Raw genomic sequence first — 14,588 nt, 5'->3', positions numbered from 1 at the left:
TCATTACCATATATTTGTATAAATGAATCTCAAACTCCTATTTGCATTTCTATTGTTGTCACAATTTGTATTGGGACAAACTACTAACGATTCTACTCTAGTTGATTCTCGTTATAGAGAGGACCAATTTTATGTTTCGGCAACTTATAACTTACTAGCAAATAAACACCAAGATGTTTCTCAAAGAGGTTTTTCTAGTGGTTTTCATTTGGGATTTATTAGGGATATGCCTATCAATAAAAAAAGAAATGTAGCTGTTGGTTTAGGGATTGGTTTATCAGCCAATTCTTATAATCAGAATCTATTAATCGATGAAGTTTCTGGAGGATATACATATACTGTTTTAGATGAAGACGAAACGTCTTTTTCAAAGAATAAATTTACTACCTATGTTCTTGAGGTACCACTAGAATTTAGATGGAGGACATCTGATGCCTCTACATATAAGTTTTGGAGGATTTATTCAGGACTGAAATTTGGTTACGTTTTTGCTAATTCTACTAAGTTTAAAGGTAATTCAGAAACCATTAAGCTTACCAATGTTTCTGACTTCAATACAATACAATATGGCTTGACTTTAAGTGCTGGTTATGATACTTGGAACATTCATTTTTACTATGCTTTAAATCCAATCTTTGAAAGTAGTGCGAAAATTGAAGATGCCACTATTGACATGTCAGTTGCCAGAATTGGAATAATGTTTTACATTTTATAGCCAATAATTAAGCAAGATTAATTGTGGAATTAATCCAATAAAAAAGCCTATAATTAGTTCTATGCTACTATGCGCTTTTAAATGCAGCCTAGAGCTTGCAATTGCGCCTAAAATGATACACATAAGTGCAATAGTACCATTAATATTTATTTTAAAATGAATACCTATTGCAACTGCAAACATGAAAAAACCAGCTGCAGCTATCATATGTATACTTGCTTTAAATTTTAGAAAAGCCAAAATAAGACACGTTATGGTTGAGCAAAGTACACCTACAAAAAAGTAGTATAATTCAGGAATTTCATTATAGGTTAAAACCCTATTTAAAACAAGTATTATGATTGCACTATTAAGAATTAAAGGGATAATGCGTTCTTGAGTTGTTTCAAGGTAAAAAGAGTCTATTTTTTTAATGGTTTTAAGTAGATAAAATAGCAATATAGGAAGTGCAATAGTGAGTATTGAAACCGAAAATAGTTTAGCTTTTACTATAGGAACAGGAATAAACCTAGGCGTTTTTGAAAAGTAAAAGATTACACCTAATAAAGGCATTAAAACAGGATGGAAAATAAATGATATGGCTCTAAGAATATGGTTTATCATATCTTTTTTCTCAATCTTGCCACAGGAATATCTAGTTGCTCTCTGTATTTTGCTACAGTACGTCTAGCAATTGGATAGCCTTTTTCTTTTAAAATTGAAGCTAATTTTTCATCGGTTAGTGGTTTTCTTTTGTTTTCTTCTTCAATAACCGTTTCTAGAATTTTTTTAATTTCTCTAGTTGAAACTTCTTCACCTTGGTCATTTGTCATTGACTCAGAGAAAAATTCCTTAATCAATTTAGTACCATAAGGTGTATCTACATATTTACTATTAGCAACTCTTGATATTGTTGATACATCCATGTCTATTTCATCAGCAATATCTTTTAAAATCATTGGTCTTAACTTACGTTCGTCACCTGTTAAAAAATACTCTTTTTGATAATGCATAATTGCACTCATGGTCACAAAAAGGGTCTGTTGACGTTGTTTTATAGCTTCAATAAACCATTTTGCAGCATCTAGTTTTTGCTTAATGAAAAGCACAGCATCTTTTTGTGATTTGCTCTTGTCTTTAGATTCTTTATAGCCTTTCATCATGTTGCTATATTCTCTTGAAACATGAAGTTCAGGAGCGTTTCGTCCGTTTAAGGTAAGCTCAAGTTCGCCATCTACAATTTTAATAGCAAAATCAGGTACTATGTGCTCAACAATTCTATTATTACCAGCATAAGAACCACCTGGTTTTGGGTTAAGATGCTCAATTTCATCTATGGCATCTTTAAGTTGAGCTTCTGTAATGTCAAATTTTTGAAGTAGCTTTTTGTAATGCTTTTTGGTAAACTGTTCAAAAGCTTTATCAATAATATCAATAGCAAGTTCAACATCAGGTGTTTTTTCTTTTCTATGAAGCTGAATGCTTAAACACTCTTGAAGGTTTCTTGCGCCAACACCTGCAGGATCTAGTTGATGTACTTTATGTAGTACTTTTTCAACCGATGCTTCATCAGTATACACGCCTTGAGTAAATGCTAAATCGTCAACAATATCACTTAAAGAACGACGTATATAACCACTCTCATCAACGCTTCCAACTAAAAATTCAGCGATTTCATATTCGTTATCATCTAGTCGGAATGTGTTTAACTGATTGATTAAATGCTGAGTAAAAGAGGTTCCAGCAGCATAAGGCACATTTTTTTCTTCATCGTCGCCACTGTAATTATTGGCTTGGGTCCTGTAGTCAGGAATATCATCATCACTTAAATATTCATCTACATTTATGTCTTCGGCATTTATAGATTCGTTGTCATTATAGTCGTCAGCAGAGTTGTCAAATTCATCATATTTATCATCAAATTCATCTGATGATTCTTTACCACTTTCTAAAGCTGGGTTTTCCTCTAATTCTTGCTTTAATCTTTGCTCAAACGCTTGTGTAGGCAACTGAATCAATTTCATTAATTGAATTTGTTGCGGAGACAACTTTTGTGATAATTTAAACTGTAAATACTGTTTAAGCATTGTGTTATTTGGGTTTAGAGTAAAAATAAAAAAAACAATCTACATTATGTTAGAACGTAGATTGTTTTATTTCATTATTTATTTTGAAGTGATACATTTAATAAACATCTAGCGATATAAATTAAAAATCTCAGTGTCTTCTGCAATTAGAATTCAGCATTTTGAGGTGTTCTTGGGTAAGGTATAACATCTCTAATGTTACCCATTCCTGTAGCAAACATAACTAAACGCTCAAAACCTAATCCAAATCCAGAGTGAACAGCAGTTCCGTATTTACGTAAATCTAAATACCACCATAGTTCTTCTTCTTCGATATCAAGCGCTTTCATTTTTTCTTTTAAAACGTCTAAACGCTCTTCACGTTGTGAACCACCTACAATTTCTCCAATTCCTGGGAACAAAATATCCATAGCTCTAACGGTCTTTCCATCTTCATTTAAACGCATGTAAAATGCTTTAATGTTTGCAGGATAATCAAATAAGATTACTGGACATTTAAAGTGCTTTTCAACTAAATAACGCTCATGTTCGCTTTGCAAGTCAGCTCCCCATTCTTCAATAATATAGTTGAATTTCTTTTTCTTGTTTGGTTTACTATTACGTAAAATATCTATGGCTTCAGTGTAGCTTACACGCTTAAAGTTGTTGTCTACAACAAATTTCAACTTTTCAATTAAGCTCATTTCGCTACGTTCAGCTTGAGGTTTTGTTTTTTCTTCGTCAAGTAAGCGGTTTTCTAAAAATTTTAGGTCGTCCATGTTGTGTTCTAGAACATAGCTCAACACCGATTTCATAAAATCTTCGGCTAAATCCATGTTACCAGCTAAATCCATAAAAGCTACTTCTGGTTCTATCATCCAGAATTCAGCTAAGTGACGCGATGTGTTAGAGTTTTCCGCTCTAAATGTTGGTCCAAATGTGTACACTTTACCTAATGACATTGCATAGGTTTCGGCTTCTAACTGACCAGAAACGGTTAAGTTGGTTTCTTTTCCAAAGAAATCTTCTTTGTAGTTTACTTTTCCATCTTCAGTCAATGGAGGGTTTTTAGCATCTAGAGCACTTACTCTAAACATTTCACCAGCACCTTCGGCATCACTACCTGTAATGATAGGTGTGTGCATGTAATAAAAACCATTTTCATTAAAGTACTTGTGAATAGCAAAAGATAATGATGAACGCAAACGCATTACAGCGCTAAATGTACTTGTTCTTGTGCGCAAGTGTGCATTTTCACGTAAAAACTCAAACGAGTGTTTTTTAGGTTGAATAGGATATTCGTCTGGGTGTGAATCACCAAGAATATCAATGGTTTTAACCTGTATTTCTACACTTTGTCCTTTTCCTTGGCTTTCTACAAGTTCACCTTTTATATGTATTGCAGCACCAGTAGTTATGCGCTTTAAGGTGGCTTCGTCTGTGTTTTCAAAATCTACTACACATTGTATATTATTAATTGTAGAACCATCATTTAAAGCTATAAAACGATTAGCTCTAAACGTTCTAACCCATCCTTTAATTTCAATGTCTTGTAGTGTAATGTCACTTGACAATAGTTCTGCAACAGTGTGTAATTTCATTTGATATTAAATTTAAAATGCAAAGATAATTTTTTATGATTATTCTAAAGAATTTTCTATCTCATCATCTTCTTCAGGAATAATGTTTATTGCTGGTTTTCGTAATACTTCTTTATTGGCAATGCTTCTTTCTAACGATAATAATAACGATGGTAAAAGTAATAGGTTAGACAACATTGCAAACAGTAATGTGGCCGAAACTAGAGCTCCTAAAGCAACTGTACCTCCAAAACTAGATATGGTAAATACCGAAAAGCCAAAGAATAATACTATTGAAGTATAAAACATACTTACACCTGTTTCGCGCAATGCTGCGTAAACCGATTTTCTTATTTTCCAGTGGTTGGCTTGAAGCTCTTGACGGTATTTTGCTAAAAAGTGAATGGTGTCATCTACCGAAATACCAAAAGCAATACTAAATACTAGAATTGTTGAAGGTTTTATAGGGACTCCTAAATAACCCATTAAACCTGCGGTTACTAGTAATGGTAATATGTTAGGAATTAAGGATACAATAATCATCCTAAAAGATCTAAACATATAAGCCATAAATAATGAGATTAAAATTATGGCTAAGGATAATGATATTGCGAGGTTTTTTACTAAATACTTTGTTCCTTTTTGAAATACCAATGCTTTACCTGTCATAGTAACTTTATAACGCTCTTCAGGAAACACTTTGTTGATTTTGTTTTGAAGGTCTTCTTCAATACGCTCCATTTTATCAGTACCAATATCTTTCATAAAGGTTGTAATACGCGCATATTGACCTGTACTATCTACAAAGTTATTCAGCAAATCTACATTTGAAGATGAATTTTTTGCATACGATAAAATAAAGCTATTTTCCTGACTGGTTGGGAGTTGGTAATATTTTGGGTTACCATTATAGTAGGCTTGTTTAGAATATTTTACCAAACTAACTACTGATATTGGTCTTGACAGTTCTGGCGTTTCAATGATGAGTTCCTCTAACTCGTTCATGCGTTTTAAAGTACTTAACTTCATAACGCCTTTTTTACGTTGAGTATCTACCATAATTTCAAGAGGCATAATACCATTAAACTCACTTTCAAAAAAGCGAATATCATGGAAAAACTCTTTTTCTTTAGGCATGTCTTCAATTAAACTTCCCGAAATTTTTATTTGGTAAATACCAATAATACTGGCAGTAAGTAAAACAACCGAAGTTGCATAAATAGCAATTTTGTGCTCTCTTACCATGCGTTCCATCCAGTCCACGAAAGTTCCAATCCAACGTTTGTTAAGATGTTCTAAGTGACGTTCTTTAGGGTAAGGTAAAAAAGTGTAAATAATAGGAATTACCAAAAGGCACAATATAAAAATAGCTAAAATGCTAAGCGAAGCCACAATACCAAACTCTTTAAGCAACGTACTTTCAGTAAGAATAAAAGTAGCAAAACCAGAAGCTGTAGTAACATTTGTCATTAACGTAGCGTTACCAATTTTTGTAATGACACGCTGTAGCGACTTTACTTTATTACCATGTTTTTTAACCTCGTGTTGGTATTTATTTATTAAAAAGATACAGTTAGGAATACCAATAACTATAATAAGTGGCGGAATTAAAGCTGTTAAAACAGTAATTTCATATTTTAACAACCCAAGTATACCAAAAGTCCACATTACACCTATACACACTACAATAAGAGAGATAAATGTGGCTCTAAACGACCTGAAAAAGAAAAAGAAAATTAACGAAGTTACTAGTAAAGCTGCTCCAATAAATAGTCCTATCTCATCAACAATGTTTTGTGAGTTTAGGGTACGAATGTAAGGCATACCTGAAACCCTAACATCTAGGTCATTTTCACTTTCAAACGTGTTTATTTTATCTTGAAGCGTTTCAATTATAAAATCTTTTCTTGTAGGTGTATTTACTATATCTTTTTTAAGATAAATAGCTGTTCGAATGGTCTTTGTGGTCTTGTTAAACAGAAAATTATCATAAAAAGGATACTGTTTAAACAGTTCGTTTTGAAGCGTATCTATTTGCGCTAAAGAATGAATAGAATCTTTTATAAAGGGTTCTAATTCAAATTTTTGAGCATCGTTGTTTTTTACAAGTTTTTGAAGGTCTTTAATTGATACAACGGTTTCAACTTCATCATAAACTTTAAAATCTTCAGAAAGTTGATTCCAAGCGTTAAGTTTTTCAACCGAAAAAAGGGTTGAGTCTTTAACACCCAAAACAATGAGGTTACCTTCTTCACCAAAAATATCTAAAAACTCATTGTAAGTAACATTTACCTCATGATCATCAGGTAATAAATTGGCTTCAGTATAGGTGAAGCGCATATATTTCCACTGATAACTAAAGAAAATTGTAGCAAGAATTATGGCAATAAGTATTGCTATTTTATTACGCAAAATAACTCGCGCAACAACTTCCCAGAATCCTGTTGTAAATAGTTTAAACATAGTGTTACAAAAACAGCGACAAAGGTAGAAAAAAGCTAAGGATTAGCTAAGAAAAACAAGTTTATTATTGTGTTTATAACGAAACGTTAAAGGTAAATTTAAAAGCTACGTTATCTTCGGTTTTTGGTAGGTGGTAAGCTCCATAACGATACGCAAAGCTAAGTCCGAAACCAAAGAGAAGTCTATTGATTTCAAAACCAGATTCAGAATAACCATCTTCTAAGGTATTGAATGTTATATTTTGATGTCTGTCAATATTGCCCATGTTTCCAATTGCATACCTTGTTATTAATACCAATTGTGGTTTGTAGCGTTCAGAAATATTAAAAGGTTGAAAATAATGCTTCAGCTGAAAGGTTGAAAACCTATCAGAGAAAAATTCATTAAAATACATGGTTTCAAAGCTATTTATACCTGCAACCGAAAATCGTTGTAATATGGTCTCTTTGGTGATATTATTTGGATAAGCATGATATAAATGCGTTAAGGGTGTATCGCCACTTACCATTCCTGCAACTACTGTTGCTTGTGTGTACGACTCTTTAGTATAATTTAACTGATAAACAGTTCTAAAGTCCAACTTTGAAAAGTTAATATTGCTTCTAAAAACATCTTCAAAAGCATGTGTGTATTGTAGTGTGAATTTAGGATAGCCAGATTTAATTTCTTTTATTAAGTCATCTTCTGAAACTTCAAACTTACTAAACGGACTCCATTGCAATGCAACTTTAGCTGTACTTAAGTGAAATTCGTTTAATATTTTGTCATTTTTTAAATACTCATAGCTATACGTAGGGTTGATGTTGCTAACGGCAAATTGCGTTTCGGTAAGTAAATGTTTACTTAGCTTATGCTCTAAAGTTATAGCTTTAGTGATGTGTTTATGAAACAAATTAATATTAAGCAATCGAGGTTCAAAGAACTGAAAAAAACGTTTGTCGGTTAAAAAAGCAGAACTTCCTGTTTCCTGAAGATCATCAGTATATGATAAGTTTAGCCAAGTGTTAGATTTTGACGCAAGTCTAAACCCACCACCAATACTGTATTTAAAATTATGGTCTAAAAACCCATATACAAGATAGCCATTAAGTCTATAATGTTCTGAAAAGCGTTTGTTTGTAATGCCGCCTAAACCTGTTCTTACACCTTCATATTGGTTGTATTTAAAAAGGTATCGTAAATCTATGTTTAAGTAATTGGTTGGAAAAAAACCATTGCCTATTTGTTTAAGGAATTCGGTTTTTTTAATAGAGTCCTGACTAACTTTAGTAGAATCTTTTAAAGTTGTTTGCGACTGTGTAGTATAAATACAGAGTATAAAAAAAATAAAAACACAGTGTTTATGCATGTAAGAGGGAAGGGTTTTAAAAGGATAAGAAAAAGCGACATAATTGTCGCTTTTAATTATACTGTCATTATCTCTTTTTCTTTGACTTCTAAAATATCGTCAATTTTTTTAACGTATTTATCGGTCATTTGTTGTATGTCAATCTCTGCATTTTTTTGAAGGTCTTCCGATGCATCATCTAATTTTTTAATTTCGTTGTTAGCATCTTTTCTTGCACTTCTAACACCAATCTTAGCATCTTCAGCTTCAGCTTTAGCTTGTTTAGCAAGGTCACGACGACGCTCTTCAGTCAATGGTGGTACATTAATAATAATCATTTCACCATTGTTCATAGGGTTAAAACCAAGATTAGCAATCATTATTCCTCTCTCAATTTCTTGTAGCATTCCTTTTTCCCAAGGTTGAACAGATATGGTTCTACCATCAGGAGTGTTAACGTTTGCAACCTGATTTAATGGTGTTTGAGATCCATAATAGTCAACCATTACACCTCCCAACATTGCAGGACTAGCTTTTCCTGCTCTAATGTTTACTAATTGTTTTTCTAAATGCTTTATTGCAGCATCCATTGATTCTTTAGCAGAGTCTAGTATAAATTGTATGTCTTCGTTCATCTTTAAAAGTATTTTAATTCTTAAAAAGCCATTTCAAAAAATGAGCCAAACCTTTAAAATTATTATAAGTTTACTTTAGTTCCAATCTTTTCTCCAGAAACTACTTTTAATAAGTTTCCTTTTTTGTTCATATCAAAAACAATAATTGGAAGTTCATTTTCCTGACTCAATGTAAAGGCTGTAGTGTCCATTACTTTAAGGCCTTGGCGCAATACATCATCAAAAGAAATATAATCAAATTTTACAGCTTTTGAGTCTTTTTCAGGATCAGCATTGTAAATTCCATCCACACGAGTACCTTTTAAAATAACATCAGCTTCCATTTCAATAGCTCTTAATACAGCAGCAGAATCTGTTGTAAAATATGGGTTTCCTGTTCCACCACCAAAAATTACAACACGTCCTTTTTCTAAGTGGCGAAGTGCTTTTCTTCTAATGAAAGGTTCAGCAACTTCATCAATGCTTATTGCCGACTGTAAACGAGTAGGTACACCAGCATCTTCTAAGGCACTTTGTAAAGCTAAACCATTAATAACGGTTGCTAACATACCCATGTGATCACCTTGAACCCTGTCCATTCCATTGCTTGCACCAGCAACACCTCTAAAAATGTTTCCACCACCAATAACAATGGCTACTTCAACACCTTTTTCAATGATTTCTTTAATGTCGTTTGCATATTCTGATAAACGTACAGGATCAATACCGTATTGACGTGTTCCCATTAGGGCTTCACCAGATAATTTTAGGAGAATTCTTTTGTATTTCATTTTGATTTTGAAAGTTTAGCAAAACTACATAATTTTTTTGTTTTTAAATTATAAAAAAAGCCTCTCGTTATGAGAAGCTTTTTAATGTTTTGGAAAATTGGATTTTAATTACCCAACAGTTACACGTTTAAAACTTGTAACTTCAACATCTCCATAAGATGCAACATATTTTGCTACGTTTATTTTTTCGTCTTTAATGAAGTTTTGATCCAATAAGCATTGTTCTTGGTCTAAAGTTGTGTTATCAGAAATGAAACGCTCCATTTTACCTGGTAAAATTCTATCCCAAATTTGCTCTGGCTTACCTTCAGCTTTTAATTCAGCTTTTGCATCTTCTTCAGCTTTAGCTAAAACTTCAGGAGTTAATTGTGCCATTGAAATGTATTGAGGTACATTTTTTAAAGTTTTACCTAAACGACCTAATTCAATATTGTCTTTTTCAATAACAGCAATTCTAGCTTCAGTTTCAGAAGCGATAAATGCAGGATCAAAATCTTTGTAAGATAATGTAGTTGCTCCCATTGAAGCTACTTGCATTGCAACGTCTTTTACTAAAGTATCAGCGTTGTCTACTTTTGCAGATAAACCTACTAAAGCAGCGATTTTATTGATGTGAACGTATTGTCCAACATAAGGAGCTTCTAACTTTTCAAAAGCAGTGATGTCTAACTTTTCACCAATAACACCTGTTTGCTCAGTTAATTTATCAGCAACAGTCATTCCACCAAAATCAGCAGCTAAAAACTCTTCTTTTGTATTGTAGTTTATAGCGATATCAGCTAAATCGTTAGCTAATTTCACAAAGTTTTCGTTTTTACCAACAAAGTCAGTTTCGCAACCTAATACAATAGCAACACCTACAGTATTATCATCGTTAATTTTTGCGATAGCTGCACCTTCAGATGAGTCACGGTCAGCTCTTTTTTCAGCAACTTTTTGTCCTTTTTTACGTAAAACCTCAATAGCTTTGTCAAAATCACCACCAGCTTCCACTAGGGCTTTTTTGCAATCCATCATTCCTGCTCCTGTTGCTTGTCTTAGTTTATTTACTTCTGCGGCTGTAATTTTTACAGTATTTTCCATGAGTTTAAAATTTAAAAAAGTCGTCCAATTAATTTTCAACAAAGAAAAGAACTAAACGACTTATTTATGTTTTGAAATTGTTATTTATTCTTCTTCTTCAGCTACTGCTTTCTTTTTTGCAGTTTTAGCAGGTTTAGCTGCTTTTTCTGATTTATCAGCTTTATCAGATTTTCTTTCTGATAAACCGTCTGCAATTGCAGATGTTACCAAAGAAAGTACTTTGTTGATTGATTTTGAAGCATCATCGTTAGATGGAATCAAGTAATCAACTTGTCTTGGATCTGAGTTAGTGTCAACCATTGCAAAGATTGGAATGTTTAATTTTTGTGCTTCTTTAATTGCAATGTGTTCACGCTTGATATCTACAACAAATAAAGCACCTGGTAAACGAGTCATATCAGAGATAGAACCTAAGTTCTTTTCTAATTTAGCTCTTAAACGGTCTACCTGTAAACGCTCTTTTTTAGAAAGTGTGTTGAATGTACCATCTTTTTTCATTCTATCAATAGAAGCCATTTTCTTTACAGCTTTTCTAATAGTAACAAAGTTAGTTAACATTCCACCTGGCCATCTTTCAGTAATGTAAGGCATGTTTACTGCACCTGCTTTTTCAGCAACGATGTCTTTAGCTTGTTTTTTTGTAGCAACAAATAAGATTTTCTTTCCAGAAGCTGCAATTTTGTGAAGAGCTTGAGAAGTTTCTTCAATTTTGGCAGCAGTTTTGTAAAGATTGATAATATGGATACCGTTACGCTCCATATAAATGTAAGGAGCCATGTTTGGATCCCATTTTCTAGTCAAGTGTCCAAAATGTACACCTGCTTCAAGTAATTCTTTTACTTCTACTTTTTCCATTTTGTAATAGTTTACGTTCTGTTGAATTAGCAATGATTGAGTGGTTGCTTTCGCTCGCCTTAATCATTTAGATGCTAAACTAAACCCTGACACAAAGGTCATGGGCAACAATAACTGGTTTAAATGTTTTAAATAACTTGATTGTAAAACTGTAAATACAGATCCCGAAATCAAGTTGGGGATTTTAACGTTTAGAGAACTGGAATTTCTTACGAGCTTTCTTCTGTCCGAATTTCTTACGCTCTACCATTCTTGGGTCTCTAGTTAATAAACCTTCAGGTTTTAAAATACCTCTGTTGTCAGCATCTACTTCGCACATAGCACGAGATAATGCTAAACGGATTGCCTCAGCTTGACCTGTTATGCCACCTCCATATACATTTACTGTAATATCAAAGTTGCCATCATTGTTAGTCATAGCTAAAGGTTGGTTTACTTTGTACTGTAAAGTTGCAGTAGGAAAATAAACCGCCATGTCTTTTTTGTTAATCGTGATGTTTCCTTTTCCTTGGGCAACATACACACGAGCAACAGCCGTCTTTCTACGGCCGATTTTGTGAATTACTTCCATTAATTGAATTCGTTTAAGTTAATTGCTTTTGGTTTTTGAGCTTCATGAGCATGCTCAGTACCAACAACAACTGTTAGGTTACGGAATAAATCTGCGCCTAATTTGTTTTTAGGCAACATTCCTTTTACTGATTTTTCTACTAATCTTGCTGGATCTTTTCCAAACATTTCTGTAGCAGATAAACTTCTTTGACCACCTGGATAACCTGTGTGACGAATGTAAGTTTTGTCGTTCCACTTGTTTCCCGTTAAGTTGATTTTTTCAGAGTTAACAACAATTACATTGTCTCCGCAATCAACGTGTGGTGTAAAGTTAGGTTTATGCTTACCTCTTAAAAGTTTTGCAACTTTAGAAGCTAAGCGACCTAAAGTCTGTCCTTCAGCATCAACTAAAACCCACTCCTTATTTACAGTGGCTTTATTTGCTGAAACTGTTTTGTAGCTTAATGTGTCCACACTTTCTAATTTAATAATTAAACATTCTTCTCTCAAAAAGAGTTTGCAAATTTACGATTATATATTTGATTACCAAATTCTAATTAGATGTTTTTTTTCGTTGAAAATCAGGCTGTTTAAAAAGGTTGAATTAAGGTTTGTTTTATACTAGGTTGCAATTTGTCATTTATAGGTTTTTCTATTCATATAATTATAGAATAGTTTTGATATACAAATGTTTAAAATAAGAGGTGATTTTTGATTGATTATTTAAAGTATACCAAACATTATAATGTCAATTTTCTTAGAGGTTTTGAGTGTTTTTATTAATGTTTTATATGTAATACCGTAAAAACTAACATTACTTCAAAAAAATCAAAGATTTATCTTTCGGCTTTTAGTAGTTTTGCGCCTTTAAAATTAAAGCTATGATTTCTGTAGATAATTTAGTTGTAGAATTTAGTGGTCACACCTTATTTAGTGATGTGTCTTTTACTATAAATGAAAATGATAAAATTGCCCTTATGGGTAAAAATGGTGCTGGAAAATCTACAATGATGAAAATTATTGCAGGTGTACAAAACCCTACTAAAGGACATGTGCGAGCGCCAAAAGATGCTGTAATTGCTTACTTGCCTCAGCATTTACTAACTGAAGATGACACGTCTGTTTTAGAAGAAACATCTAAAGCATTTAGTCACATTTTTGAAATGCGTGATGAAATGGAAGCTCTAAACAAGCAGCTTGAAACACGAACCGATTATGAATCTGATGAGTATATGAAAATCATTGAGCGCGTATCAGATTTGGGTGAAAAATATTATGCTTTAGAAGAAGTAAATTACACTGCGGAAGTTGAAAAAGCGTTGAAAGGTTTAGGTTTTAAACCTGAAGATTTTAATAAACCAACAAGCGAGTTTTCAGGTGGATGGCGTATGCGAATTGAATTGGCGAAAATTTTACTTCAAAAACCCGATTTAATTCTACTTGATGAGCCAACTAACCATATTGATATTGAGTCGGTAATTTGGCTAGAAGATTTTTTAGTGAATAAGGCAAAAGCAGTGGTCGTGATTTCGCACGATAGAGCGTTTGTAGATAATATTACAAACCGAACTATTGAAGTAACCATGGGTCGTATTTACGATTACAAAGCCAACTATTCGCATTATTTACAGTTGCGTGAAGATAGAAGAGCGCATCAAATTAAAGCTTATCAAGAACAACAAAAATTTATAGCGGACAACCAAGCGTTTATTGAGCGTTTTAAAGGTACCTACTCTAAAACCAATCAGGTGGCATCGAGAGAGCGAATGCTTGAAAAGTTAGAAATTATTGAGGTTGACGATGTTGATACTTCAGCTTTAAAACTGCGTTTTCCAAAAACACAGCGTTCGGGAGATTATCCTGTAACGGTAAAGGATGTGTCTAAATCGTATGATGAGCATGTGGTGTTTAAAAATGCAAATATGTCGATTGCGCGTGGCGAAAAAGTGTGTTTTGTTGGTAGAAATGGTGAAGGAAAATCAACGATGATAAAAGCCATTATGGGGCAAATTGATGTAGAAGGTACTTGCTCATTAGGACACAATGTTCAAGTGGGTTATTTTGCTCAAAACCAAGCAGCACTTTTAGATGAAAACTTAACTATTTTTCAAACGGTTGATGAAGTCGCTAAAGGTGATATTCGTACGCAAATAAAAAATATTTTAGGTCGTTTTATGTTCAAAGGCGACGATATCGATAAAAAAGTTGCTGTGCTTTCTGGTGGTGAAAAAACGAGGTTAGCCATGGTGAAGTTACTACTAGAACCTGTAAACTTGTTGATTCTGGATGAGCCAACCAATCATCTCGATTTAAAATCGAAAGATGTTTTAAAAGAGGCTTTAAAAGAATTTGATGGTACCTTAATTTTAGTATCTCACGACCGTGATTTTCTTCAAGGTTTATCAAAAAAAGTTTTCGAATTTAAAAATCAACGTGTTATTGAACATTTTGAAACTATTGATGATTTCCTAGAACGTAATCGTATAGAAAATATTAAAGCCCTCGATTTATAATTTTTTACTAAAATATACTGCTATTGTGTTGCATTTGTGTGGTTTAACAG

Annotated in this window: 13 protein-coding genes; 2 read left to right on the top strand and 11 right to left on the bottom strand. The window is 33.0% G+C overall.

Annotated elements, in window-relative coordinates; translation table 11 throughout:
- Positions 1 to 22 precede the first annotated feature (22 nt).
- A complete protein-coding gene (locus tag ACQ0RB_RS07585) occupies positions 23 to 715 on the top strand; it encodes a porin family protein (RefSeq protein ID WP_262733271.1) in 693 nt (230 codons plus the stop codon).
- Here ACQ0RB_RS07585 and ACQ0RB_RS07580 read toward each other — a convergent pair.
- The 11 genes from ACQ0RB_RS07580 to rplM form a co-directional block, all read right to left on the bottom strand.
- Entirely contained in the window at positions 710 to 1,318 is a 609-nt protein-coding gene (locus tag ACQ0RB_RS07580) for a hypothetical protein (protein WP_129760924.1), read from the bottom strand. The genes ACQ0RB_RS07585 and ACQ0RB_RS07580 overlap by 6 nt on opposite strands.
- The gene (gene rpoN / locus ACQ0RB_RS07575) at positions 1,315 to 2,781 is read right to left on the bottom strand and encodes an RNA polymerase factor sigma-54 (RefSeq protein ID WP_262733270.1); all 1,467 of its coding nucleotides are present in this window, start codon (positions 2,779 to 2,781) and stop codon (positions 1,315 to 1,317) included. Before rpoN ends, ACQ0RB_RS07580 begins: the two co-directional genes overlap by 4 nt.
- Before the next feature lie 146 nt (positions 2,782 to 2,927).
- Entirely contained in the window at positions 2,928 to 4,361 is a 1,434-nt protein-coding gene (gene asnS, locus ACQ0RB_RS07570) for an asparagine--tRNA ligase (RefSeq protein WP_131508788.1), read from the bottom strand.
- 39 nt (positions 4,362 to 4,400) lie between these two features.
- A complete protein-coding gene (locus tag ACQ0RB_RS07565) occupies positions 4,401 to 6,803 on the bottom strand; it encodes an efflux RND transporter permease subunit (RefSeq protein ID WP_430497586.1) in 2,403 nt (800 codons plus the stop codon).
- 73 nt (positions 6,804 to 6,876) lie between these two features.
- A complete protein-coding gene (locus ACQ0RB_RS07560) occupies positions 6,877 to 8,151 on the bottom strand; it encodes a hypothetical protein (RefSeq protein ID WP_430497584.1) in 1,275 nt (424 codons plus the stop codon).
- 56 nt (positions 8,152 to 8,207) lie between these two features.
- On the bottom strand, positions 8,208 to 8,765 hold the full coding sequence (gene frr, locus ACQ0RB_RS07555; RefSeq protein ID WP_129760929.1) for a ribosome recycling factor: 558 nt from the start codon (positions 8,763 to 8,765) through the stop codon (positions 8,208 to 8,210).
- Between the two features lie 62 nt (positions 8,766 to 8,827).
- Entirely contained in the window at positions 8,828 to 9,535 is a 708-nt protein-coding gene (gene pyrH, locus ACQ0RB_RS07550) for a UMP kinase (protein WP_129760930.1), read from the bottom strand.
- A gap of 108 nt (positions 9,536 to 9,643) precedes the next feature.
- Complete coding sequence (gene tsf / locus ACQ0RB_RS07545; RefSeq protein ID WP_129760931.1) at positions 9,644 to 10,618, bottom strand: translation elongation factor Ts; 975 nt, start codon at positions 10,616 to 10,618, stop codon at positions 9,644 to 9,646.
- Positions 10,619 to 10,702: 84 nt separating this feature from the next.
- Positions 10,703 to 11,473, bottom strand: coding sequence for a 30S ribosomal protein S2 (rpsB, locus tag ACQ0RB_RS07540; protein WP_129760932.1), 771 nt, complete (start codon positions 11,471 to 11,473; stop codon positions 10,703 to 10,705).
- Between the two features lie 184 nt (positions 11,474 to 11,657).
- Positions 11,658 to 12,044 (bottom strand): 30S ribosomal protein S9, encoded by a 387-nt coding sequence (gene rpsI / locus ACQ0RB_RS07535; RefSeq protein ID WP_129760933.1) that lies wholly within the window; start codon positions 12,042 to 12,044, stop codon positions 11,658 to 11,660.
- Complete coding sequence (rplM, locus tag ACQ0RB_RS07530; protein WP_129760934.1) at positions 12,044 to 12,499, bottom strand: 50S ribosomal protein L13; 456 nt, start codon at positions 12,497 to 12,499, stop codon at positions 12,044 to 12,046. Before rplM ends, rpsI begins: the two co-directional genes overlap by 1 nt.
- 407 nt (positions 12,500 to 12,906) lie before the next feature.
- Between rplM and ACQ0RB_RS07525 the strand changes: the two genes are divergently transcribed.
- On the top strand, positions 12,907 to 14,538 hold the full coding sequence (locus tag ACQ0RB_RS07525) for an ABC-F family ATP-binding cassette domain-containing protein (RefSeq protein ID WP_430497580.1): 1,632 nt from the start codon (positions 12,907 to 12,909) through the stop codon (positions 14,536 to 14,538).
- The last annotated feature ends 50 nt before the right edge of the window (positions 14,539 to 14,588 follow it).

The sequence above is a fragment of the Gaetbulibacter sp. PBL-D1 genome, assembly GCF_050509525.1.
Classification (GTDB): Bacteria; Bacteroidota; Bacteroidia; order Flavobacteriales; family Flavobacteriaceae; genus Gaetbulibacter_B; species Gaetbulibacter_B jejuensis.
This window is presented reverse-complemented; position numbering and strand designations above follow the sequence as displayed.